Origin of the sequence: Methylobacterium sp. Leaf361 (assembly GCF_001424445.1) — a bacterium.
Taxonomy (GTDB): domain Bacteria; phylum Pseudomonadota; class Alphaproteobacteria; order Rhizobiales; family Beijerinckiaceae; genus Methylobacterium.
Window position 1 is genome coordinate 95086 of record NZ_LMPY01000003.1, and the last position, 22672, is coordinate 117757.

General features: G+C 73.0%; 27 protein-coding genes. 15 read left to right on the forward strand and 12 right to left on the reverse strand.

Annotated features, from left to right (window positions below; translation table 11 throughout):
- Positions 1-20 precede the first annotated feature (20 nt).
- Positions 21-245, reverse strand: coding sequence for a hypothetical protein (locus ASG32_RS04095; protein ID WP_056522914.1), 225 nt, complete (start codon positions 243-245; stop codon positions 21-23).
- A 205-nt stretch (positions 246-450) separates the two neighbouring features.
- Here ASG32_RS04095 and ASG32_RS04100 point away from each other — a divergent pair, with 205 nt between their 5' ends.
- A complete protein-coding gene (locus tag ASG32_RS04100; RefSeq protein WP_056522916.1) occupies positions 451-1179 on the forward strand; it encodes an SDR family oxidoreductase in 729 nt (242 codons plus the stop codon).
- 16 nt (positions 1180-1195) lie between these two features.
- Here ASG32_RS04100 and ASG32_RS04105 read toward each other — a convergent pair whose 3' ends face one another.
- A complete protein-coding gene (locus ASG32_RS04105) occupies positions 1196-1639 on the reverse strand; it encodes a DMT family transporter (RefSeq protein ID WP_056522918.1) in 444 nt (147 codons plus the stop codon).
- Between the two features lie 43 nt (positions 1640-1682).
- A complete protein-coding gene (locus ASG32_RS04110; RefSeq protein WP_056522921.1) occupies positions 1683-2132 on the reverse strand; it encodes a DMT family transporter in 450 nt (149 codons plus the stop codon).
- A 216-nt stretch (positions 2133-2348) separates the two neighbouring features.
- On the opposite strand from ASG32_RS04110, the gene ASG32_RS04115 reads away from it, so the two are divergent.
- The 3 genes from ASG32_RS04115 to ASG32_RS34345 all read left to right on the forward strand — a co-directional run bounded on the left by ASG32_RS04115 (position 2349) and on the right by ASG32_RS34345 (position 5115).
- Positions 2349-4358 (forward strand): oligopeptide transporter, OPT family, encoded by a 2010-nt coding sequence (locus ASG32_RS04115; protein WP_020090967.1) that lies wholly within the window; start codon positions 2349-2351, stop codon positions 4356-4358.
- Positions 4359-4441: 83 nt separating this feature from the next.
- Positions 4442-4963 carry a DUF2243 domain-containing protein gene (locus ASG32_RS04120; protein ID WP_056523195.1) on the forward strand — a complete coding sequence of 174 codons (522 nt, stop codon included), beginning with the start codon at positions 4442-4444 and terminating at the stop codon, positions 4961-4963.
- Positions 4960-5115: a hypothetical protein gene (locus ASG32_RS34345; RefSeq protein ID WP_199866076.1), complete on the forward strand. Its 156-nt coding sequence runs from the start codon at positions 4960-4962 to the stop codon at positions 5113-5115. Before ASG32_RS04120 ends, ASG32_RS34345 begins: the two co-directional genes overlap by 4 nt.
- A 24-nt stretch (positions 5116-5139) precedes the next feature.
- Here ASG32_RS34345 and ASG32_RS04125 read toward each other — a convergent pair whose 3' ends face one another.
- The 3 genes from ASG32_RS04125 to ASG32_RS04135 all read right to left on the reverse strand — a co-directional run bounded on the left by ASG32_RS04125 (position 5140) and on the right by ASG32_RS04135 (position 7456).
- Complete coding sequence (locus ASG32_RS04125; protein ID WP_056522922.1) at positions 5140-5901, reverse strand: amino acid ABC transporter ATP-binding protein; 762 nt, start codon at positions 5899-5901, stop codon at positions 5140-5142.
- The gene (locus tag ASG32_RS04130) at positions 5898-6578 is read right to left on the reverse strand and encodes an amino acid ABC transporter permease (RefSeq protein ID WP_056522924.1); all 681 of its coding nucleotides are present in this window, start codon (positions 6576-6578) and stop codon (positions 5898-5900) included. Before ASG32_RS04130 ends, ASG32_RS04125 begins: the two co-directional genes overlap by 4 nt.
- 92 nt (positions 6579-6670) lie before the next feature.
- Positions 6671-7456, reverse strand: a complete 786-nt coding sequence (locus ASG32_RS04135; protein WP_056522926.1) for an amino acid ABC transporter substrate-binding protein — start codon at positions 7454-7456, stop codon at positions 6671-6673.
- 238 nt (positions 7457-7694) lie between these two features.
- Between ASG32_RS04135 and ASG32_RS04140 the strand changes: the two genes are divergently transcribed.
- Entirely contained in the window at positions 7695-8621 is a 927-nt protein-coding gene (locus tag ASG32_RS04140) for a dihydrodipicolinate synthase family protein (RefSeq protein ID WP_056522928.1), read from the forward strand.
- Between the two features lie 16 nt (positions 8622-8637).
- On the opposite strand, the gene ASG32_RS04145 is transcribed toward ASG32_RS04140, so the two are convergent.
- Complete coding sequence (locus ASG32_RS04145) at positions 8638-9858, reverse strand: pyridoxal phosphate-dependent aminotransferase (RefSeq protein ID WP_056522930.1); 1221 nt, start codon at positions 9856-9858, stop codon at positions 8638-8640.
- 258 nt (positions 9859-10116) lie between these two features.
- Between ASG32_RS04145 and ASG32_RS04150 the strand changes: the two genes are divergently transcribed.
- Genes ASG32_RS04150 through ASG32_RS04165 form a run of 4 tightly spaced genes read left to right on the forward strand, consistent with a single transcriptional unit; the run spans position 10117 to position 13300 of the window.
- A complete protein-coding gene (locus ASG32_RS04150; protein WP_056522932.1) occupies positions 10117-11535 on the forward strand; it encodes a cytochrome ubiquinol oxidase subunit I in 1419 nt (472 codons plus the stop codon).
- Between the two features lie 7 nt (positions 11536-11542).
- Positions 11543-12550 (forward strand): cytochrome d ubiquinol oxidase subunit II, encoded by a 1008-nt coding sequence (gene cydB / locus ASG32_RS04155; protein ID WP_056522934.1) that lies wholly within the window; start codon positions 11543-11545, stop codon positions 12548-12550.
- Entirely contained in the window at positions 12550-12672 is a 123-nt protein-coding gene (locus ASG32_RS04160) for a DUF2474 family protein (RefSeq protein WP_012321840.1), read from the forward strand. The genes cydB and ASG32_RS04160 overlap by 1 nt, the downstream gene beginning before the upstream one ends.
- 49 nt (positions 12673-12721) lie before the next feature.
- Complete coding sequence (locus ASG32_RS04165; protein ID WP_056522936.1) at positions 12722-13300, forward strand: GbsR/MarR family transcriptional regulator; 579 nt, start codon at positions 12722-12724, stop codon at positions 13298-13300.
- A 16-nt stretch (positions 13301-13316) separates the two neighbouring features.
- Here ASG32_RS04165 and ASG32_RS04170 read toward each other — a convergent pair whose 3' ends face one another.
- Positions 13317-14012: a GntR family transcriptional regulator gene (locus tag ASG32_RS04170; RefSeq protein ID WP_056522938.1), complete on the reverse strand. Its 696-nt coding sequence runs from the start codon at positions 14010-14012 to the stop codon at positions 13317-13319.
- A gap of 274 nt (positions 14013-14286) precedes the next feature.
- Positions 14287-15222 (reverse strand): LysR family transcriptional regulator, encoded by a 936-nt coding sequence (locus ASG32_RS04175; RefSeq protein ID WP_056522940.1) that lies wholly within the window; start codon positions 15220-15222, stop codon positions 14287-14289.
- Positions 15223-15341: 119 nt separating this feature from the next.
- Between ASG32_RS04175 and ASG32_RS04180 the strand changes: the two genes are divergently transcribed.
- The 5 genes from ASG32_RS04180 (at position 15342) to ASG32_RS04200 (ending at position 19398) form a co-directional block, all read left to right on the forward strand.
- A complete protein-coding gene (locus ASG32_RS04180) occupies positions 15342-16265 on the forward strand; it encodes a ring-cleaving dioxygenase (RefSeq protein ID WP_056522942.1) in 924 nt (307 codons plus the stop codon).
- Between the two features lie 76 nt (positions 16266-16341).
- Positions 16342-16974, forward strand: coding sequence for an alpha/beta hydrolase (locus ASG32_RS04185; protein ID WP_056522945.1), 633 nt, complete (start codon positions 16342-16344; stop codon positions 16972-16974).
- Positions 16975-17008: 34 nt separating this feature from the next.
- The gene (locus ASG32_RS04190; protein WP_056522948.1) at positions 17009-17419 is read left to right on the forward strand and encodes a DoxX family protein; all 411 of its coding nucleotides are present in this window, start codon (positions 17009-17011) and stop codon (positions 17417-17419) included.
- A 66-nt stretch (positions 17420-17485) separates the two neighbouring features.
- The gene (locus tag ASG32_RS04195) at positions 17486-18307 is read left to right on the forward strand and encodes an alpha/beta hydrolase (RefSeq protein WP_056522950.1); all 822 of its coding nucleotides are present in this window, start codon (positions 17486-17488) and stop codon (positions 18305-18307) included.
- 113 nt (positions 18308-18420) lie between these two features.
- Positions 18421-19398 carry a Gfo/Idh/MocA family oxidoreductase gene (locus ASG32_RS04200; RefSeq protein WP_056522952.1) on the forward strand — a complete coding sequence of 326 codons (978 nt, stop codon included), beginning with the start codon at positions 18421-18423 and terminating at the stop codon, positions 19396-19398.
- Positions 19399-19416: 18 nt separating this feature from the next.
- Here the strand turns inward: ASG32_RS04200 and ASG32_RS04205 are convergent, their stop codons facing one another.
- From ASG32_RS04205 to argJ, 3 genes are read right to left on the reverse strand one after another with little or no spacing between them, the layout of a single operon-like run.
- The gene (locus ASG32_RS04205) at positions 19417-19821 is read right to left on the reverse strand and encodes a (deoxy)nucleoside triphosphate pyrophosphohydrolase (protein WP_056522954.1); all 405 of its coding nucleotides are present in this window, start codon (positions 19819-19821) and stop codon (positions 19417-19419) included.
- 32 nt (positions 19822-19853) lie between these two features.
- Entirely contained in the window at positions 19854-20573 is a 720-nt protein-coding gene (locus ASG32_RS04210) for an SIMPL domain-containing protein (RefSeq protein WP_056522956.1), read from the reverse strand.
- Complete coding sequence (argJ, locus tag ASG32_RS04215) at positions 20570-21820, reverse strand: bifunctional glutamate N-acetyltransferase/amino-acid acetyltransferase ArgJ (protein WP_056522958.1); 1251 nt, start codon at positions 21818-21820, stop codon at positions 20570-20572. Before argJ ends, ASG32_RS04210 begins: the two co-directional genes overlap by 4 nt.
- Positions 21821-22050: 230 nt before the next feature.
- Between argJ and ASG32_RS04220 the strand changes: the two genes are divergently transcribed.
- Positions 22051-22485: a hypothetical protein gene (locus tag ASG32_RS04220; RefSeq protein WP_056522960.1), complete on the forward strand. Its 435-nt coding sequence runs from the start codon at positions 22051-22053 to the stop codon at positions 22483-22485.
- Positions 22486-22672 lie beyond the last annotated feature (187 nt).

The window sequence follows — 22672 nt, forward strand, 5'->3', positions numbered from 1 at the left end:
TTAATCCGGCGGCGGGCGCGCTAGACGGCCTCGATCGGCGCGTGCTTGCCGTCGTGGGCGGAGCCCGACTCCATGCTCCGCGTCTCGCCGGCCTGCCGCTGATCCTGGGCCGGCGGCGGGTAATCCGTCAGCGGGCGCCAGGGGGCGGACGGAGTGCCGAGGCGCGCGCCGGACGGCCGCATCGACATCCAGATCGCGACGGCCATCCACGGGACGACGAAGAAGACGAAGGCGGCGAGCCCCACGGCGATCCTCCTTAGGTACGGTGACGCCGGGAGAACGCCCGAACGGCAGCCCCGGATCCGACGCGATCGGGCCTGGAGCCCGGCGCGGTCAGAACCTACAAGGATGGGCCGCTCGGCCGGGCCCACCGGACCTGATCGGCGGCCCCGCCGGGCGCGGCCCGGTCCGGACGCCCGCGCGGCGCCGCGCAGCCTGCTGGAGCGAGCAATGGCAGATCTTTCCGGAAAGACGGTCCTGGTCACGGCGGCGGGTCAGGGGATCGGGCGCGCCAGCGCGCTCGCCTTCGCCCGCGCCGGGGCGCGGGTCCACGCCACCGACATCAACGCGGACGCCCTCGCCGACCTGCGCGCCGACAACCTCAGCACCGCGACCCTCGACGTGCTGGACGCGGACGCGGTCGGGGCCCTGGTCGCGCGCATCGGCGCGGTCGACATCCTGTTCAACTGCGCCGGCACCGTCCACGCCGGCACCATCCTGGAGATGCGCGACGACGAGCTCGACTTCGCCCTCGACCTCAACGTCAAGGCGATGATCCGCACGATCCGGGCGGTCCTGCCCGGCATGCTGGAGCGCCGCGACGGCGCCATCGTCAACATGGCCTCGGTGGCCTCCTCGGTGAAGGGCGTGCCCAACCGCTTCGCCTACGGGGTGACGAAGGCGGCGGTGATCGGCCTGACCAAGGCGGTGGCCGCCGACTATGTCGGCCACAACGTCCGCTGCAACGCCATCTGCCCCGGCACGGTGGAGAGCCCGTCGCTGCAGGAGCGCATCCGCCAGCAGGGCGACTACGAGCAGACCCGCGCGGCCTTCATCGCGCGCCAGCCGATCGGCCGGCTCGGCACGCCCGAGGAGATCGCCGACCTCGCCGTCTACCTCGCGGGCGCGACCTACACGACCGGCCAGGCCGTGGTGATCGACGGCGGCTGGACGATCTGATCCGCCGGGGCGGGCCTCAGAACCGGGCGACCAGCGCCACGCCGCCGATCATCAGGGCGCCGCCGAGGATGCGCCACAGGCCGGCCTCGTGGACCTTGAAGCCCACGAGGCCGAAATGGTCGAGCAGGATCGACGTGACGACGCCTGCCGTCACGATCAGTCCGAGAAAGGTGGCGGCCCCGATCCGCGCGGAGACGGAGAGCTGCGCCATCGTCAGGCCCGCGCTCATCACGCCGCCGAGCCACGCCCACCAGGGCACCTGCGCGAGGCGTTCCAGCGTCGGCCACCCGTACTGCCCCGTCACCAGCATGGCGACGCAGATCGCCGCGACGCTGACGACGAGGCTCACCACGCCGGCGAGCAGCGGCCGCGCGAGGGACTTGGCGAGGCCCGCGTTCTGGCCCGGTTCGATCGCGGTGGCGATGCCCGCGAGCAGCGCGAAGCCGTACAGGAAGAGCATGCTGGGATCCTGAGGGTGCGAGGCGTTCGGATCGACGGGTCCGTCAGAACGCCGCCACGAGGGCGACGCCCGCGACCATCAGCGCGCCGCCGAGGATGCGCCAGCGCCCGGCGCGGTGGCGCGCGAAGCCCACGAGGCCGTGATGGTCGAGGAGGATCGAGCCGACCACGCCCGCGGTGATCACGCAGCCCAGGAACGGCGCCGCGCCGACTTTCTCGGAGATGTAGAGCTGCGCCAGGACGACCGCCGCCCCGAGCACGCCGCCCGGCCAAGCCCACCAGGGCACGGGCGTGGCCGCTTCGGCCTGGGAGCGGCCGCGCAGCCGGGCGACGGCCATCGCGGCGAGGAAGCAGGCGATCGCGAGGCCGAAGCAGAACAGGCCGGCCAGCATCGGCTGCCCCGTGACCTTCGCCAGCGTGGCGTTCTGGCCCGGCTCGATGGCGTTCGCGACGCCGGCCACGAGGGCGATGCCGTAGAGATACCACTTGGACAAGGCGGCGCCTTCCCGACGAGGAGCGGATCGCACCCGGACGGGGCGGTCTGCTGCCAAACCCGCCGCCGCGCCGGGTGACTGCATCACAGGCCCGGTCGGCGCCGGGACACATCGCCCCAGGGCGGGGCGGGGCAGGGTGAGGCCGGGCGGGCCGGGCGCGGCGCGGGAACGTTTCCGGCCCCTCGCGTGCTGTGCCTGTCGCAGCCCGAGTGGACGATGGACGCCCGCAGCCCGACGATCACGCCGACGACGCAGGACCGTCAGGCCGAGCTGACCCTGCGGGGGATCGCGCTCGGCGCGGCCATCACGGTCGTGTTCATGGCCGCCAACCTCTACATGGGCCTGAAGACCGGGATGACGTTCTCGTCCTCGATCCCGGCCGCGATGATCTCGATGGGCGCGTTCCGGCTGATGGGCGGCGCCGGCATCCTCGAGAACAACATCGTGCAGACGCAGGCCTCGGCGGCCGGCACCCTGTGCAACGTCATCCTGGCGCTTCCCGGGCTCGTCCTCGTCGGCCACTGGCACGGCTTCCCGTTCTGGCAGACCACGGCGGTCTGCCTGCTGGGTGGCCTGCTCGGCGTCGCCTTCTCGATCCCGCTTCGCCGCGCGCTCGTGTCGGGCAGCGATCTCCCCTATCCCGAGGGCATCGCCGCCGCGGAGGTGCTCAGGACCGGCCACGAGGAGCAGGGCGGCCACGGCCTGCGGGACCTGCTCGGGGCCGCCGCGGCCGCCGGGACGATCGGGCTCGCCACCACGGGGCTGAAGGTCCTGGGCGAGGGGCTCAACGGCGCGGTCAGCCTCGGCGGCGCGGTGTTCCGCACCGGGACCGGCTTCTCGCTGGCGCTGGTCGGCGTCGGCTACCTCGTGGGCATCGGCGCCTGCCTCGCGCTGCTGACCGGCGTCCTGATCGCCTGGGGGATCGCGGTCCCGATCCTCACCGCCCTGTCGCCCGATCCCGCCAAGTCGGCGGGCGCGGCCGCCGAGGCGGTCTGGTCGGGCCAAGTGCGCCTCATGGGCGCCGGGATCATCGCGGTGGGCGGGCTCTGGACCGTGGGCTCGCTGGCGCGCCCGATCCTCGGGAGCATCCGCGCCGCCCTGTCGGGCAGCGGCGGTCTCGGCAAGGATCACCCGCGCGAGGACCGCGACCTGCCGATCACCTGGGTGGCCGCCGCGACCCTGGGCCTGTGCGTCCCGCTCGCGCTGCTGTTCTGGGCCTTCGCCGGGGCCGCCGACCTCGGCGGCCTGACGATCGTGCTGGCGGTGGCCGCCACCCTGTTCACCGTCCTGTTCGGCTTCCTGATGGCGGCGGCCTGCGGCTACCTCGCGGGCCTGCTGGGCTCCTCGTCGAGCCCGATCTCGGGGATCGGCATCCTGACCACGATGGCGACCGCGCTGCTCCTGCCCCTGGTCCTGGGGCATTCCGCCGGGCCCGAGGGAGACCGGTTCGTCACCGGCATGGCGCTGCTGCTGACGTCGGTCATCATCACCACCTCGTCGATCGCCAACGACAACCTGCAGGACCTGAAGACCGGGCAGGTGCTCGGCGCCACGCCCTGGCACCAGCAGGTCGCGCTCATCCTCGGCGTCGGGGTCGGCGCCGTGGTGATCGCCCCGCTCCTGTCGCTGCTCTACGAGGCCTACGGCTTCGTCGGTGCCCCGGCGCGAGACGGGCAGGACGCGGGGAGCGCCATGCCGGCGCCCCAGGCGGCCCTGATGACCCAGATCGCCAACGGCATCACGCACGGCGAGTTGCCCTGGACCATGGTGCTGATCGGCGCCGGGCTCGGGGTGGTCCTGGTGGCGGCCGAGACGTGGCTGAAGCGGCGCGACCTCACCTTCCCGGCCCTGACGGTCGGCATCGGCATGTACCTGCCGCTCTCGGTGGAGATGACGATCGCCATCGGCGGCATCCTCGGCTGGGTCGCCGAGCGCCGGCTGCGCGCCCGGGTCGGCGCGAAGGGCGACGCGAAGGCCGATAGGACGGTCGGCACCGCCCGCCGCCGGGGTGTCCTCCTCGCGTCCGGGTTCCTCGTCGGCGAGAGCTTCGTGGGCGTGCTGCTCGCCGGCACCGACCTCCTGGCGGGCCACAGCTCGGCGATCGCCGTGGCCGGCAAGGATTTCGCGCCCTACGCCACCGGGCTCGGCCTCGCGGTCTTCCTGGCGGGGCTCGCCGTCTACCTGCGGATGGTCTCGCGACCGGAAGCGGTCCCGCGGGAGGCGTGACGGATCCGCCGGCGCCCCGGGCGGGTTCCCCGCAGGACGCCGTCGCCCGCGCGGCCGCGGCCTCCGCCACGCCGGAGTTGCGCATGAGAGCGGCTGACAGAGCGACCGACACCCGCGAGCGCGACTTTCCCGTGAGCGCCGGCATCCTGTTCGGGCTCGGCCTCGGCGGCTTCTTCGACGGGATCGTGCTGCACCAGATCCTGCAATGGCACCACATGCTGAGCAGCTGGTACCCGATCGACACGATCCCGAACCTCGAGCTGAACACCCGCTGGGACGGCCTCTTCCACAGCGCGACCTACGTCTTCGTGGTCCTCGGGCTGTTCCTCCTCTGGCGCGCCGCGCACCGCACGCACCTCTACTGGTCGAGCAAGCTGCTCGCCGGGTCGCTCCTGATCGGCTGGGGCCTGTTCAACCTCGTCGAGGGCCTGATCGACCACGAGATCCTCGGCGTGCACCACGTCAACGAGCGGGCGCCGCCGGAGCAGTGGCTCTACTGGGACATCGGCTTCCTGCTCTGGGGTGGGGCCATGCTGGCCGCGGGCCTGGGCCTCGTGGTGGTCGGCAAGGGCGAGGAGGCGTCGCTGGCGCGGAAACCCGCGTGAGGGCCGCCGGTCCCGGCCTGCGCCCGGTCCTGCCCTGGCTCGCCCTGGCGGCCGGCCTGATCTTCGCCACCCTGCCGGCCTGGCGGCCCCTGGTCTTCGGGACCGCGCTCACCATCGAGGATCTTCTCACGCTACGCTGCCTGACGCGCTGATCCGCGCGCCCCGACTCGGGCCGGTCAGGCCTCCTCCGCCGCCTCGCCGAGCAGCGTCCGGACGAACCGGCGGGTGCGCGGGTCGGCCGGCCGGGCGAAGACGTCGGCGGCCGTGCCCTGCTCGACGATGTGCCCCCCTTCCAGGAACACCACCGTGTCGGCGACGCGCCGCGCGAGGCGCAGGTCGTGGGTCGCCATCAGCATCGTCGTGCCCTCGCCCGCGAGGCCGGCGAGCACGTCCACCACCTCGGAGGCGAGCTCCGGGTCGAGGGCCGAGGTCGGCTCGTCGCAGAGCAGCAGGCGCGGGGAGGGGGCCAGCGCCCGGGCGATCGCCACCCGCTGCTGCTGGCCGCCCGACAGGCTGGCGGGCCAGTCCGCGGCCTTGTGGGCGAGGCCGACGCGCTCCAGCAGCTCCAGGGCGCGCGCCCGCGCCCGGTCCTGCGGCCACTTGCCGACGGTGACGAGCCCCTCGGTGACGTTCTCCATCACGGTGCGGTGGGGGAAGAGCTGGAAGTTCTGGAACACCATGCCGGTCTGCCGGCGCACGGCGAGCACGTCCCGCCGCGCCGGCGGGCTACCGGGCCGGAAGGTGAGGCGGATCTCGCCGACGGTCAGCGTCCCGGCCTGCGGGACCTCCAGCAGGTTCGCGCAGCGCAGGAGCGTCGACTTGCCCGAGCCCGACGGGCCGATCAGCGCCGTGACGCGCCCTTCCGGCACCGCGAGGTCGACGCCCCGCAGGACCGGGTTGTCGCCGAAGCGCTTCTCGATGGCCGACAGGGCGATCACGCGCGGGCCTCCAGGTAGCCGCCGTAGCGCCCGAGGCGCCGCTCCAGCAGCGTCTGGAGCCAGGACAGCAGCGTCGACAGGACGAGGTAGATCAGCGCCACCTCGATGTAGAGGATCAGCGGCTCGTAGGTGACGGCGACGATGCGCTGGGCCGCCTGGAACAGCTCCGGCACCGTGATGGCGGCCGCGAGCGAGGTGTCCTTCACCAGGGCGATGAAGGAGTTGGCGAGCGACGGCACCGCCACCCGCGCCGCCTGGGGCAGGATCGTGCGGCGCAGGGCCTGGACCGGATTCATGCCGGTGGCGTAGGCCGCCTCCCACTGGCCCTTCGGGATGGAGGCGATGGCGGCGCGGACGATCTCGGACGTGTAGGCGCCGACGTTGAGGGTGAACCCGATCACGGCGGCCGGGAAGGCGTCGATCAGGATGCCGGCGCTCGGCAGGCCGTAGAAGATCACGAACAGCTGCACGAGGAGCGGCGTGCCCCGGAAGATCCACACGTAGAACCACGCCAGGGCCGCCAGGGGCCGGGGCGCGAACAGGCGCACGAGGGCGGTCCCGAGCCCCAGCGCGAGGCCCAGCACGAAGGTGATGAGCGTCAGCGGCACGGTGAAGCGCAGGCCGGCCGCGAGCAGCGGCCCCAGCGACTGGAGCATGAGGTCGAGCCAGTGCGGCACGGGGCGGCGTCTCCTACCGGGCGATCGAAGCGTGGGGCTGTACGGGGCGGCGCCCGGGCGGGATCCGTCCGGGCGGGCCTTCTGCGGACGGTCTACTTGGAAACGTCGGCCCCGAAGTACTTCTGGGCGATCGCCGCGTAGCTGCCGTCGGCCTTGATCGCGTCCAGCGCCTTGTCGATCGCGGCCTTCAGCGCCGGGTTGTTCTTGCGCATGATGATCCCGGAGGCGTCCGCGTCGGCCTGCTCGGCGGCGATCTTCACGGGGGCGCTCGGCTTCTGCTTGTGGAAGTCCAGGAACGACAGGCTGTCGTTGACGGTGGCGTCGGCGCGGCCGGTGAGGACGAGCTGGATCGACTGGTCGAAGCCGTCCGTCCCGACGAGCTCGGCGCCGGACTGCTCGGCGAGGCGCGCGAAGTTGCTGGAGAGGCTCTGGGCGGCCTTCTTGCCCTTGAGATCCGCGAAGGACTTGATGTCGGACCGGTCCGCCCGGGTGATCAGCACGGCCCGCGCGCGGATGTAGGGCTCGGAGAAGTCGAACTTCGCCTGCCGCTCCTTGGTGATGCCGACCTGGTTGATCACCACGTCGTAGCGCTTGCCGTCGAGGCCGGCGATCAGCCCGTCCCACTTGCCCTCGAGGAATTGCGGCGTGACGCCCAGCTGCTCGGCGACCTTGCGGCCGATCTCGACGTCGAAGCCGACGAGCTGCCCGGACGCGTCGTGGAACGTGAAGGGCGCGTAGGTGCCCTCGGTGCCGATGCGCAGGGTCTTGGCGGCGCGAATCGCGTCGAGATCGTCGGCCCGCGCGGGCGCGCCGGCGATTGCGCCGAGGAGCGTCGCCGCGACGAGCGCCGCGACGCGGCTCGCAGAGAAGAATCGCATTACAGTAGCTCCGAAAAGAAAACGCCGTTCTCGTGCGGCCGCCGCGCCCGATCTCGGCTGTCGATGGACAAAGCAAAGAAGATCTCGGCCGTACAGGAAAGTTGGTGGGCTTGTCGACAGCGCGGCGCGCCGGTTCCGGCCCGCGCCAGGATCGAGGCCGCGTGCTAAGAGGCGGCCGGATCCCGCCCGCGGACACGGTCGTCCGCCGGGATGCGCGATCCCGGCAGAAGGACCGCGCATGACCTCGTCCGTCCCCGCCTATCGCGGCGTCTTCCCGGTCGCTCCCACGGTCTTCGACGCCGCGGGCGCCCTCGACCTCGACGGGCAGCGCCGGGCCGTCGACTTCATGATCGACGCCGGCAGCCAGGGCCTGTGCATCCTGGCCAACTTCTCCGAGCAGTTCGTCCTCACCGACGACGAGCGCGAGCGGGTGATGCACGCCGTGCTCGAGCACGTGGCCGGCCGCGTTCCGGTGATCGTGACGACGACGCACTTCGCCACGCAGGTCTGCGCCGAGCGCTCGCGCCGCGCCCAGGAGGCCGGCGCCGCGATGGTGATGGTCATGCCGCCTTATCACGGCGCCACGATCCGGGTGCCGGAGCTCGGCATCGTCGACTTCTTCCGCGCGGTCTCGGACGCGATCTCGATCCCGATCATGATCCAGGACGCGCCGGTGGCCGGCACGCCGCTGTCGGCACCGCTCCTGGCGCGCATGGCCCGGGAGATCGCGAACGTCGCCTACTTCAAGATCGAGACCGCGGGCGCCGCGGCCAAGCTCCGCGAGCTGATCGCGCTCGGCGGCGACGCGGTCGTGGGCCCCTGGGACGGCGAGGAGGCGATCACCCTGATGGCCGACCTCGACGCCGGCGCGACGGGTGCGATGACCGGCGGCGGCTACCCGGACGGCATCCGCCAGATCACCGACGCCTACGCGGCCGGGCGTCGCGACGAGGCGATGGACGCCTACGCGCGCTGGCTACCGCTCATCAACTACGAGAACCGGCAATGCGGCCTGCTCGCCTGCAAGGCGCTGATGGCCGAAGGCGGGGTGATCGCGAGCGAGACCGCGCGGCTGCCGATCCAGCCCCTGCACCCGGCGACGCGGGCCGGCCTGATCGAGCTCGCCCGGCGGAACGACGCGCTGGTCCTGCGCTGGGGCCGCTGAGCCGCCCCCGCCCGACTCAGTGCGCCGCCGCGGCCGGCGCCCGGGTCCCGAGCACGCCCGCGAGCCGGCGCACCGCCTCCCGCGCCAGGTCCGGGCTGATGGCGAAGCACATCCGCACCAGGCCCTCGCCCTCGGGTCCGAAGGCGGTGCCGGGCGCCACGCCGACCTTGGCCTCCCGCAGGAGGCGCAGCGCCAGGTCGAGGCTCGGCTCGTCGCCGCCCATCCGGGCCATGAGGTAGAAGGCCCCGTCCGGCGGCGCGACCGTGACGCCCGGCAGGCGCGACAGCCCCTCCACCAGGATCGCGCGGGCCTCGGCGCAGCGCTCCACCATCGTGCGGATGAAGCCGTCGCCCTCCTCGAGGGCCGCGATGCAGGCGTGCTGGACGAAGGTCGGGATCGAGGTGGTGCTGTACTGCCCGAGCTTGGCGAAGGTCGGCGCGAGGCCGCGGGGATAGATCACCCAGCCGGCCCGCCAGCCGGTCATCGCCCAGTTCTTCGAGAAGGTGTTGGTCACGATCAGACGGTCGTCCTCCGTGCAGATCTGCAGGAAGGACGGCGCGATCCGGTTGCCGTAGGTGAAGTGGGCGTAGACCTCGTCCGAGAGGATCCAGAGGCCGCGCTCCCGGGCGAGGTCGCGCAGGGCCGTCATCTCGGCGAGCGGCATGGTCCAGCCCGTCGGGTTCGAGGGCGAGTTCACCATGATCACCCGGGTGCGCGGCGTGATCGCCGCCGCGATGTCGGCGAGCGGCAGCGCGAAGCGCCCGTCCGGCAGGCGGCGGTACGGCACCGTCACGGGCACGCCGCCGGCGATGCGGACCGCCTCGCCGAGGTTGGGCCAAGCCGGGGAGGGGATGATCATCTCGTCGCCCGGCTCCAGCAGCACCTGGGCCGCCTGCATGATCGCGTTCATGCCGCCCGCCGTGACGCCGAACCGGTCCGGCGGAATCTCCACGCCCCAGTGGCGGGCGTGGTAGGCGCCGAGCGCTGCGCGCAGCGCCGGCAGCCCCAGCGACGTGGTGTAGCGGGTGTGCCCGTCGAGCATCGCCCGGTGCGCGGCCTCGACGATGAAGGGCGGCGTCGGCAGGTCGCCCTCGCCGATCCACAGCTTCACCACCTCCGGGTCGTCCCGCCCGCGATCCGCCACGAGGCCGATCTGGCTCGTGCCGATGCCGCGGATGCGCGCCGACAGCGCGGCGGCGAGATCGACGGGCGCGGCGGAGACGAGGGTGTCGGCCATGGCGGCGCGTGCTCTCCGTGCGTCGGGACGCGGCGTCCCGCCGCGCGGCGCGCGTCCAGGGCCCCGCGTGGTCCCGACCTGTAGGGAATGCCGAGACCCTGACGCGTTCGGGCGCGGACGTCCAGACCCCGAGGCCGGACCGACCCCGGACGCCGGCGCATGGCCGGGGCGCCGCACCGGCGACACAGGATGTTTTGACTTTTCAGAAAGTTCTGAAATTGCTATACGCCGAGTCGCGCACAGAGCCGGAGGCACGACGTGCTCGCCAACCTCGATCCCTTGATCCTCGCCCGCATCCAGTTCGGGTTCACGGTCGCCTTCCACATCGTGTTCCCGGCTTTCTCGATCGGCCTCGCGAGCTTCCTCGCCGTTCTGGAAGGGCTCTGGCTCGCCACCGGGCGCCAGGTCTTCATGGACCTGTTCAAGTACTGGCTCAAAATCTTCGCCATCGCCTTCGCGATGGGCGTCGTGTCCGGCCTGGTGATGTCCTACCAGTTCGGCACGAACTGGTCGGTCTTCTCCGACAAGACCGGCCCGGTGCTGGGGCCGATGATGGCCTACGAGGTGCTCTCGGCCTTCTTCCTGGAGGCCGGCTTCCTCGGCGTCATGCTCTTCGGCATGACGAAGGTCGGGCCGCGGCTGCACTTCGCGGCGACGCTGATGGTCGCGGTCGGGACCTTCTTCTCGGCGTTCTGGATCCTGGCGGTGAACTCGTGGATGCAGACGCCGGCGGGCTACGGCACGAATGCCGAGGGCCAGTTCGTGCCGCTGGACTGGTGGGCGATCGTGTTCAACCCGTCCTTCCCGTACCGCCTCGTGCACATGGTCCTGGCCGCCTACCTGACGACGGCGCTGGTGGTGGGCGCGGTCGGCGCGTGGCACCTGCTGCGCGACCGGGTCAACCCGGCCGCCCGGACGATGTTCTCCATGGCGATGTGGATGGCCGCCCTGGTCGCGCCGGTCCAGATCCTCGCGGGCGACGCGCACGGCCTCGACACCCTGGAGCACCAGCCCGCCAAGGTCATGGCCATGGAGGGCCACTTCCGGAGCCACCCGGACGGCGCGCCGCTGGTGCTGTTCGGCCTGCCCGACCAGGAGGCCGGGACGGTGCGCTACGCGGTCGAGATCCCGAAGCTGTCCTCGCTGGTGCTGAAGCACGCCCTCGACGCGCCCCTGAAGGGGCTCGACAGCCTGCCGCGGTCGGAATGGCCGCCGGTGCCGATCGTGTTCTGGTCGTTCCGCATCATGGTCGGCCTCGGCATGCTGATGCTGCTCCTGGGCGTCCTCAGCCTCCTCGCCCGCTGGCGCGGCGCCCTCTACGCGTGGCGCCCCCTGCACCGGTTCGCGGTGGCCATGGGCCCGGCGGGCTTCGTGGCGGTGCTGGCCGGCTGGATCACCACCGAGGTCGGGCGCCAGCCCTACACGGTCTACGGCCTGCTGCGCACGGCGCAGTCGGCCTCGCCGCTGCACGCGCCGGCGGTGGCGGCCTCGCTCACCGCCTTCGTGGTGATCTACTTCGCGGTCTTCGCCATGGGCACCGGCTACATGCTGCGCCTGATGGGCCAGCCCCCGCATGCCGGCGAGAGCGGGATCGAGCCCGGCGCGCCGATCCGGACGGCGGGCATCACGCCCGCCCCGGCGATCGACCCCGACCGCCACCTCCAGCCGGCCGAGTGAGGGACCCATGGCCTACAGCGTCGATCTCACGGTGGTCTGGGCGCTCGTGATCGCCTTCGCGGTCTTCGCCTACATCGTCATGGACGGCTTCGACCTCGGCATCGGCCTCCTGTTCCCGGTCCTGCCGCCGGGCGCGGAGCGCGACACCGCCATGAACTCGGTCGCGCCGGTCTGGGACGGCAACGAGACCTGGCTGGTGCTGGGCGGCGGCGGCCTGTTCGCCGTCTTCCCGCTGGCCTACGCGGTGATCCTGCCGGCGCTCTACGCGCCGATCATCGCGATGCTGCTCGGGCTGATCTTCCGCGGCGTCGCCTTCGAGTTCCGCTGGCGCGACCCCCGCCACCGCGCCGCCTGGGACGTGGCCTTCGCGGGCGGCTCGCTGGTGGCGGCCCTCGCGCAGGGCATCACGCTGGGCGCGCTCCTGCAAGGCATCGCGGTCGAGGGGCGGGCCTATGCCGGCGGCTGGTGGGACTGGCTCACGCCCTTCAGCCTCCTCGTCGGCGCGAGCCTGGTCGTCGCCTACGCGCTGCTCGGGGCGACGTGGCTGGTGATGCGCACCGAGGGCCTGCTCCAGCTGCGGGCCCGGCGCCTGGCCCTGCGCCTCACCGCGGCGACGGTGGCGGCCATCGCCCTCGTCAGCGCGGTGACGCCGTTCCTCCAGGGCCGCTACTACGAGCGCTGGCTGGCGATGCCGAACGTGCTCGTCACCGCGCAGGTGCCGCTGCTCGTGGCGCTCGCGGCCTACGCCCTGTGGCGCACCCTGCGGGGCGGCGCCGAGCGGGCGCCCTTCCTGATCGCGCTGGGGCTGTTCGCCCTGACCTTCCTGGGGCTCGGCATCAGCATCTTCCCCGACATCGTGCCGGGCCGGATCACGATCTGGCAGGCGGCCGCGCCCGAGGCGAGCCAGATCTTCCTGCTGGCCGGCGCGTCGGTTTTGATCCCGATCATACTGGCCTACACCGCGTACGCGTACTGGGTCTTCCGCGGCAAGGTCGACGCGCACGGATATCACTGATGGCACCCGCAGCAGCACAGCCCCTCTGGAAGCGCCTCGCGTGGTTCGCGGGGCTCTGGGCCTCCAGCATCGTCGGCCTCGGCTTCGTCGCGACGGTCCTGCGGTATTGGCTCAAGAGCTGATAGACCGGGGCGGCGCCCGCCCGATTATTGCCCGCGTCGGATCCCTGCCGTGCAACTGCCCCCGCTCGTCCAGACCTTCGTGCTGCATTTCGGCGAGATGGGCTCGCGCTGGGGCATCAACCGGACCGTGGGGCAGATCTACGCCCTGCTGTTCGTCGCCGAGCGGCCGCTCAACGCCGACGAGATCGTCGAGCGGCTCGGCGTGTCGCGCTCCAACGTCAGCATGGGCCTGAAGGAGCTCCAGGCCTGGAACCTCGTCCGGCTCCAGCACCGGCCCGGCGACCGGCGCGACTACTTCACGACGCCCGAGGACATCTGGCAGATCGTCCGCACGCTGGTCGAGGAGCGCAAGAAGCGCGAGGTCGACCCGACCTTGACCCTCCTGCGCGAGCTCCTGATGCAGGAGCCGGCGACCGAGGAGGAGCGGCACGCCCAGGCGCGCCTGCGGGAGATGCACGACCTCTTCGAGCTGTTCGCCGGCTGGTACGCGGACGTGCGCCGCCTCGATACCGAGCGCCTCGTCCAGCTCCTGACTCTCGGCTCGAAGGTCCAGAAGGTCCTGGAGATGAAGGATCGCCTGACCCGCCTGCCGGGCCGGCTCGGCGGCCGGTCGGCCAAGCCGGACTGAGCCGCCTCGCGGCCGATCAGGCCTCGGCGAGCGCCCCCCGGTAGAGGGCGATGAGCGAGGCGCCGACATGCTCGATGTGGCGCCGCAGGCACGCGGCCGCCGCCTCGAACGCGCGGTCCTCGCACAGGGCCAGGATCTGCGCGTGCTCGCTGACCGCGCGGGTCGCGTCCTCGGAGGTCGCGATCTGCAGCCGCGTCGGCCGCTCGCAATCCTGCAGCAGCGCGGACACGATCGCCAGCGACCGCGGCCGGCCGGCGTGCCGGATCAGGTCGAGGTGGAAGCGGCTGTTCAGGTCGCCCCACCGGAGGACCTGACCGGTCTCCAGCGCCGCGCCGTACTCCTTCGAGAGGGCGTCGAGATCGCGGATGTCGTCGGGGGTCAGGTGCGGGGCCGAGAGCAGGAGCAGTTCCGGCTCGAGCTGGACGCGCAGCTGGAAGATGTCTTCCACCTCCTGCAGCGAGAGGCCCGTCACGACCGCCCCGCGGTGCGGCACGATCCGCACGAGCTTGCTGGCTTCCAGCTGCAGCAGGGCCTCGCGCACCGGGATCCGGCTGATCCCGAATTCCTCCGCCAGAGCGTCCTGGCGGAGCTGCACTCCCGGCGGCAGTTCACCGTTCAGGATCTGCTCGCGGAGCGAGTCCGCCACGGCCGCCGCCACAGTCTTGTGCCGCAACCGGTCGGGTGCGGGGCGTCCGGGAATCAAAGGGGACATCGACGCCTCAACAGAATCGTATACATGTATACAAGGCGCCTTACTGACCGGAAAATGCGCCGCTGTCCAATGCCAGATTGTCCTGGATAAACCTGAAGTTTGCTTGGTCGGGATTCCCGGCCGAGCGGCAAGTCTCGGCCGATCTCCGACAGATGCACCAGCAAGGAGCAGGCCGTCGCCGGAGGCGCGCGGTGCTCGCCGGTAACGCACGTTCGTGAAGTCGGCATTGATCCAGGTGAATGACGCGCCCGGATCGCGCGCGCCGGTGCGGGACTCACCGGTCCGCCGCGTGGCCTCGCGGCGGCGCGGCCCAGGGCGCTTGGCCGAGGGTCTGGGCGAGATGGGCGATCAGCGCCGTCACCCGCGCCGGCCGCGGATCGCCCGGCGGCGTGACGAGGTGCAGGGCGATCGGCGGCGGCGACCAGGCCGGCAGCACCCGCTCGAGGCGCCCGGCTTCGAGGTCGTCCCAGATCATGAAGTCGGGCTGCAGGGCGAGGCCGAGGCCGGCCCGCAGCGCCGGCGCCAGCGCCTCGGCGTTGTTCGCCCGGAGCTGGCCCGCCGGCACCACGACGGCCTCCGCGCCGCTCCCGTCCACGAAGCGCCAGCGGTCCGGCGTCGGCAGGTAGGCGTAGCCGAGGCAGGTGTGGTGGACGAGGTCGTCCGGGTGCTCGGGCCGGCCGTGCCGGTCGAGATAGGCGGGCGTGGCGACCAGCGAGCGGCGGATCTCGCAGAGCCGGCGCGCGCGCAGGGAGGAATCCGGCAGGGCCGCGATGCGCAGCCCGATGTCGAACCCGCCGCCGACGAGGTCGACGACCGCGTCCGACAGGTGGAGATCCACCGAGACGGCCGGGTACTCCCGGAGGAAGGCCGGCAGGATCGGGGCCACGTGCATCACCCCGAAGGTCATCGGCGCCGCGAGCCGCACCAGCCCGCGCGGCTCCGCGGCGCCCGCCGTCGCCAGCGCCTCCGCGGCCTCGCCCTCGGCGAGGATGCGCGCGGCGCCGTCCTTGGCGGCCTGCCCGGCCTCGGTGAGGGCGAGCTTCCGCGACGTGCGGTTGAACAGGCGGGCGCCGATCCGCAGTTCGAGCCGGCTCACCGCCTTCGAGACCGTGGCCTTCGACAGGCCCAGTTCCGCGGCGGCGCGGCCGAAGGAGCCGGTCTCCACCACCTTGGCGAACACGGCCCAGGCCTCGAAATCGGGCAGTCTCATCGATCAGATCCGGAAACGATAGGTTTCCATCGTTTCTATTTTCGCCGCCCATGGCAAGGGGCACATTCCCGTCATCGCAACAGGCCGCCCGCCGCGGCCTTCCGTCGGGAGACATCGCCATGGTTCAGACCGGCCTCCACCACGTCACGGCCTTCTCCGGGCCGGCCCTGCGCAACCTCGACTTCCACACCCGAATCCTCGGGCTGCGTCTGGTGAAGAAGACCGTCAATTTCGACGATCCGGGCACCTACCACCTGTACTACGGCGACGCCGCCGGGCGGCCCGGCACGATCCTGACCTTCTTCCCCGTCGAGCACGCCGCGCCGGGCCGGGTCGGGATCGGCGAGACCCAGGAGACGGCCTTCCGGGTTCCCCGCGCCTCCATCGGCTGGTGGACCCACCGGCTCATCGAGAAGGGCGTGACCCACGAGCCGCTGGTCCAGGTCTTCGGCGCGCCGACGCTGCGCTTCCGCGACCCGGACGGCATGATGCTCGCGCTGGTGGGCGTCGATGTCGGCGACGCGGAGGGCTGGGCGTCGAACGAGGTGCCGGCCGAGCACGCGATCCGCGGCCTGCACGGCGTCACGCTCCTCCTCGACAGGGCCGAGGCGACCGCCGCGATCCTCACGGAGGTGCTCGGGCTGGAAGAGGTCGGCCGCGAGGGCAACCTGATCCGCTTCGCGGGCAGCGCCGAGCTCGGCGGTCTCGTCACCCTGCGGGCCGTCGGCGGGTTCCTGCCGGGCCGCCCGGGGGCGGGCTCGGTCCACCACATCGCGTTCCGGGCGGCGGACGACGCCGCGCAGGCCGCGATGGGCCGGGCGCTCGCGGCGCGGGGGCTCCACGTCACCGAGCAGCGCGACCGCCAGTACTTCCGCTCGATCTACTTCCGCGAGCCCGGCGGCGTGCTGTTCGAGATCGCCACCGACGCACCCGGCTTCGCGGTGGACGAGCCGATCGAGGCCCTCGGCCAGGCCCTCAAGCTCCCCGCCGGCCTCGAGCCGCACCGGGCCGAGATCGAGGCCGTCCTGCCGAAGGTCGCCTGAGCCCCGACACCACCATGCCCGCCCCGCCCCGCGCCCGCGCGGGGCGGGACCTCTCCCCGTCACCCGTGAGGCCATCATGACCCAGGACACCGCCGGCTTCATCCACCGCTTCGAGCCCGGTCCCGACACCGCGCGTCCGCTGCTGCTTCTGCACGGGACCGGCGGCGACGAGACCGACCTCCTGCCCCTCGGCCGCACGGTCGCGCCGGAGGCCGCCCTGCTCGCGCCCCGCGGCGCCGTCAGCGAGAACGGCATGCCGCGCTTCTTCCGGCGCCTGGCGGAGGGCGTCTTCGACGAGGCGGACCTGCGCCGCCGCACCGGCGACCTCGCGGCCTTCGTGGCGGCCGCCCGGACGCGGTACGGGCTCGGGACGCCGGTGGCGCTGGGCTTCTCGAACGGCGCCAACATCGCCGCGTCGCTGCTGCTGCTGCGGCCGGAGACCCTGGCGGGCGCGGTCCTGATCCGCCCGATGGTGCCGTTCGCCGAGCCCCCGGCCGCGGATCTCGCCGGCCGGCCGGTCCTGATCCTCTCCGGGGCGATGGACCCGATCGTGCCCGCCGAGAACGCGCGGCGCCTCGCGCAGCAGCTCACCGCGGCCGGAGCCCGCGTCGAGCACCGGATCCTGCCGACGGGCCACGGCCTGTCGCAGGCCGATATCGGCTTGGCGCTGAACTGGCTTCGCGGCCTCACACTTCCCGAAGCGGCCTGAGCCGGCCGCGCACGACAGGACGGAGCGTTCGACGATGCCCCCGATCTATTCTTCCAGCGCGACCGCTCTGCTGCCGGTGACCGGCCGGGTCCTGATGAGCGCGATCTTCCTCGTGAGCGGCGCCGGCAAGCTCGCGGCCCCGGCCGCGACGCTCGCCACCATCGAGGCCGCCCACCTGCCGCTGCCGCCGCTCGCCTACGCGGCGGCGACCTCCGTGGAGGTCGTCGGCGGGTTGCTGCTCGTCGCCGGCTATCGCACGCGGCTGGTCGCCCTGGCCCTCGCGCTCTTCGCGGTGGCCACCGCGGTGACCTTCCACGCGGCCCTCGGCGACCAGAACCAGATGTTCCACTTCCTGAAGAACCTCGCCATGGCCGGCGGCTTGCTTCAGGTCGCGGCCTTCGGGGCCGGCCCGCTCAGCCTCGACGCGCGGCAGGGCCGGCACTGACCGGTCCGTCGTTCCGCGCGACCCCCGCCTTTCGCCCTCTGCCTTCTCGACCCTCGGGAGACCACGATGCCCTACTTCACCGCGCAGGACGGCACCCAGATCTACTACAAGGACTGGGGCGCCGGGCAGCCGGTGGTCTTCAGCCACGGCTGGCCGCTCAACGGCGACGCCTGGGAGGACCAGATGCTGTTCCTCGCGGAGCGCGGGTTCCGGGTCATCGCCCATGACCGGCGCGGGCACGGCCGCTCCGGGCAGCCCTGGTCGGGCAACGACATGGACACCTTCGCGGACGACCTCGCCGGGCTGATCGCCCATCTCGACCTGCGCGACGCGGTGCTGGTCGGCCACTCCACCGGCGGCGGCGAGGTCGCCCGCACCATCGGGCGGCACGGGACGGCGCGCATCGCCAAGGCGGTCCTAGTCGGGGCCGTGACGCCCCAGATGGTCCGGACCGACGCGAACCCGGGCGGCCTGCCCCGGGACGTGTTCGACGGAATCCGCGACTCGGTCCTGCGCGACCGGTCCCAGTTCTTCAAGGACCTGAGCGGCCCGTTCTACGGCGCGAACCGCCCCGGCGCCGCGGTCAGCGAAGGCCTGCGGGACACGTTCTGGATGCAGGGCATGATGGCGGGCCTGCGGAACGTGCACGCCTGCGTGGCGGCCTTCTCGGAGACCGACTTCACCGAGGACCTGAAGCGCATCGACGTGCCGACCCTGCTCGTGCACGGCGACGACGACCAGATCGTGCCGATCAACGCGGCCGCGCGCGCCGCCGTCAAGCTCGTGCCGGGCGCCGTGCTGAAGGAGTATCCGGGCGCCCCGCACGGGCTGGCCGCCACCCACAAGGACCGGCTCAACGCCGACCTGCTCGCCTTCATCCAGGGCTGAGATCCCGGGTCGCGTTGACCGGCGGCCTTCCCCGCGCCGGTTCGGGATCCTAAAGCCTGCGACGGGCCGCACCCCGCGGCCCGTCAGACGCCAGAAGCCGCACGGATCCCCGCATGCCGACCTCCGACGCACCGCTCACCATCGGGATCATCGGCGCGGGAATCATGGCCGAGCGCCTGCTCGGCGCGATCCACGGGGCGACGGACTCGCCCGTGCGGGTCGCGGCGATCTGGGATCCGGCCCCGGCGGCCCTGGACCGGATCGGCGCGGCCTTCCCGGCGGTGCCGCGGGTGGCCGATTCCGCCGCCGTCGTGGCGGCGAGCGACTGCGTCTACGTCGCCTCGCCGCCCGCCTCGCATCTCGGCTACGCCCGCGCCGCCCTGGCGGCCGGCCGGAGCGTCTTCTGCGAGAAGCCGCTGGCCATCGATCGCGCCGATGCCCGCGCCTTCGTGTCGGAGGCGAGGGGCGCAGGCGCGGTCAATTTCCCGTTCGCCTCGTCGCCGGGCGTGGCGACGATCGAGCGCTGGATCGCGGCCGGCGCGGTCGGCACGCCACGGGCGCTCACCGTCGCGGTGGCGTTCGCCCGCTGGCCCCGGCCCTGGCAGGCCGACGCCGCCCGCTGGCTCGACGCGCGGGGCGAGGGCGGCTTCACCCGCGAGGTGGTCTCGCACTTCCTGTTCCTGGCCCGCCGCCAGCTCGGCCCGCTCGCCGGGCTCGCCGGACGGATCGACTTCCCGGAACCGGGCCGGTCCGAGCGCGCGATCGACGTGACGCTCACGGCGGGCTGGATCCCCGTCACCCTGACAGGCCGGGTCGGGGGCGTCGCGGCCGACGACCACAACACGTGGACGCTGGAGGGCGACGCGGGCGCCGTCCGGCTGCGCGACTGGGCCATCGCCGAGCGGCGGGGCGCCGACGGGCGCTTCGAGCCGGAGCCCGACGCGATCCCGAACGAGAAGCTGCGGCCGATCACGCTCCGGCGCCAGCTGGAGGGCGTCGTCCGCATGGCGCGCGGCGAGCCCCACCACCTCGCCACCTTCGCGGAGGCGCTCGACGTGCAGGAAGTCGTCGAGGCGATCCTCACCCTGTGAGGGCGGCCCGCGACGGCGTCAGGAATCCAGCAGGTCGACCAGGAACGGGATCAGCGGCGCGTCGGCGGGCGGCATCGCGAGGTCGCGCAGGGCCTTGGGGCGCACCCACTTGAGCGCCTGCCCCTCCATCGACCGCGGCGTCCCCGTCCAGCGCCGGCAGATGTAGAGCGGCATCAGCAGGTGGAAGTCCGGGTAGGCGTGGCTCGCGAAGGTCAGCGGCGCGAGACACGGCTCCTCGACCTGGATGCCGAGCTCCTCCGCCAGCTCACGGATCAGCGTCTGCTCGGGGCGCTCGCCGGGCTCGACCTTGCCGCCGGGGAACTCCCACAGGCCGGCGAGCTGCTTGCCCGCCGGGCGCTCGCTCACCAGGACGCGGCCGTCGACGTCGACGAGGGCGACGGCGACCACGAGGAGCAGGCGCATGGGGACGCCATCGGGGGTGCTTCCGGGGGCGCTCACTGCGCCACCGCGAAGGTGGCCGAGACCTCGGAGGACATCGGGATCGTGCCCGCCTCCAGCGGCACCCGCCGTCCTTTGGCCGCCATCGGCGCCGCCCGGGCCATCTCCAGCGCCGGGCGGTACGGCGTGCCGGCCGCGGTTGTGCTCAGCGTGCAGAGCGGGCCGAGCTTGGCGCCGACCGCCTCCGCGAGGGCCTCGGCGCGGCTCCGCGCGTCCCGGGTCGCCGCCACCTGGAGGGCCGCCTCGCTCTTGTCCGGGTCGCGCAGCCCGAAGCTCACGCCGTCGATGCGGTTGGCGCCGGAGTCGAGGGCCTGCCGGAGCAGGTCGCCGAGGCGGTCCATGTCGGCGAGCCGGACGGTGACGAGGTTGCTGGCGCGGTAGCCGTCGGGCTCCTCGGTGACGGCGCCCCCCGGCCGGGCGACGGTGCGGGTCGCGGTCTGCAGGGTGACGGCGGCCGTGCCGAGATCGGCGGGCGGGACCCCGAGGGCGCGGGCCTGCGCCGAGACCCCGGCCACCGCCTTCGAGGCCGCGTCGAGGGCCGCCGCCGCACTCGCGCCGCGCGCCTCGATGCCGAACGTCACCTCGGCGAAGTCCGGCGCCCGCGTCTCCGACGCGCGCCCAACGACGCTGATGTGGCGCTTGCACGCCGCGTCGTCGGCCCGCGCCGCGGTCGCCAGGCTCAGGACGAGGAGGGCGCCGGACAGGACCGCCCTCACGAGCGGTAATCCCCGTTGATCTCGACGTAGGCCTTGGTCAGATCGCAGGTCCAGACGCGGGCCGTGCCGCCGCCCAGGCCGAGATCGACCCGGACCGTGATCTCCGGCTCGCGCATCACGGCGCTCGCCGCCGCCTCGCTGTAATCGGGGTCGCGGGCGCCCTGGACCGCCACCCGCACGTCGCCGAACCAGATCGCGAGCCGGTCGCGGTCGGCGGGCTCGCCGGCCTTGCCCACGGCCATCACCACGCGGCCCCAGTTGGCGTCCTCGCCGGCCACCGCGGTCTTCACCAGCGGCGAGTTGGCGATCGACATCGCGATGCGGTGCGCGGAGGCGTCGCTCTCGGCGCCGGTGACCCGCACGGTGACGAACTTGCGCGCGCCCTCACCGTCCTTGGCGACGAGCTGGGCCAGCTCCACCAGCAGGCCGTCGAGCGCCTCCCGGAAGCCGGCGAGCCGCGGGTCGGCGGGATCGGTGACCGCCGGGTTGCCGGCCCTGGCGGTGGCGAACAGCATCAGGGTGTCGGAGGTGGAGGTGTCTCCGTCCACGGTCACGCAGTTGAAGCTCGTCTTCGTCCCGGCCGAGAGGAGCGCCTGCAGCACCTCCTGCGGCAGGGCCGCGTCGGTGAAGACGAAGGACAGCATCGTCGCCATGTCGGGCGCAATCATGCCGGCGCCCTTGGCGATGCCGTTGATCGTCACGCGCACGCCGTCGATCTCGGCCGTGCGCGTCGCGAGCTTCGGGAAGGTATCGGTGGTCATGATCGCCCGGGCCGCCTCGGTCCAGGCGGCCGGCCCGTCCTCGGCGCGGGCCGCGCAGTCCGCCAGCACGCCCGCGAACCGCTCCGCCGGGAGCGGCTCGCCGATCACGCCGGTCGAGGCGACGTAGACCTCGCGAGCACCGCAGCCCGCCGCCTCCGCGGCGATCTCGACGGTGCGCGCCACCGCGTCGCGCCCGAGCCGGCCCGTGAAGGCGTTGGCGTTGCCGGAATTGACCACGAGCGCCCGCGCCGACCCGTCGGCCAGGGCGTCGCGGCACCAATCCACCGGCGCCGAGGGACACTTCGACCGGGTGAACACCCCCGCGGCCCGGGTCCCGGCCTCCAAAGCCACGTAGAGCACGTCGGTGCGGCCGCTGTAGCGGATCCCCGCCTGGGCGGTCGCGATTCGCACGCCCGGCAGGGGCGGCAGATCGGGCATCGCGGTGGGCGCCAGCGGGGAGACGGGAGGGGCTTTCGCGGACGACATCGGCTCGGGCTCCGGCAGCGCGCGGCTCAGGTCCCGCGGCGGCCCGGTGTTGCCCGCGCGACCCCGCCGGCGTCAACTCCGTGCCCAGCCTATGATCAGGCCGCCGGAGTGCTTCGCCTTTGTGCAACGGCGGCGCCGAATGCGGCGCGATGACGGCGCCGGGCTTGCGTGTGGATTGCATCCCAGCTTAGCATGCTGCATCGCAAAGCCAGCGCGAAGTCGAGTGCGGAATGCCCCCAGCCGACGACCAGACTGCCTCGAGCAGCCTTCCCCAGGGCAGCTGCTACCGGATCCAGGTTCTGGTCGTCGGCCGCCACAAGCGCTGGCGCGACGAGGTCTCGGCCCAGGTCCGGATGCTGGGCTACCAGGTCACCGCCTGCGACCGCGGCGTCGACGCCATGACGGTGCTGGCCCTGGGCCTGCCGGTGGACGTGCTGGTGGTCGATACCGCGCTCCAGGGCGGCCTGTGCTGCGCGCAGCTGGCCGTCGAGGCCCGGGCCCTGCGCCCGGCCCTGCGCATCATCCTCGCCAGCGACCCGGTCGACGCCATGGGGCCGGAGGCGTCGGTCCGCGTGCCCGACGCGCTGCTGATCCCGCGCGACCAGTTCCAGAACGGGATGATCGCCACGACCATGCGCGAGGCGCTGGCGAGCCGCGCCGCCTGAACTCCGGCGCGAGGCCTGATCGACCCGGACGGCCCGCGAGCCGAGGGTCTGCGCGACCCGTCGATCGAATCGCGGCCGACGCGCTTCAGGCCGTCGCCATGTCTCCCCGAAGGTCGGGACTGTAGCGCGGGTCTTCCTGCCCGATGTCAGCAACGCGGGCCGGACCGTGCCGCAATGCAAGTGCATC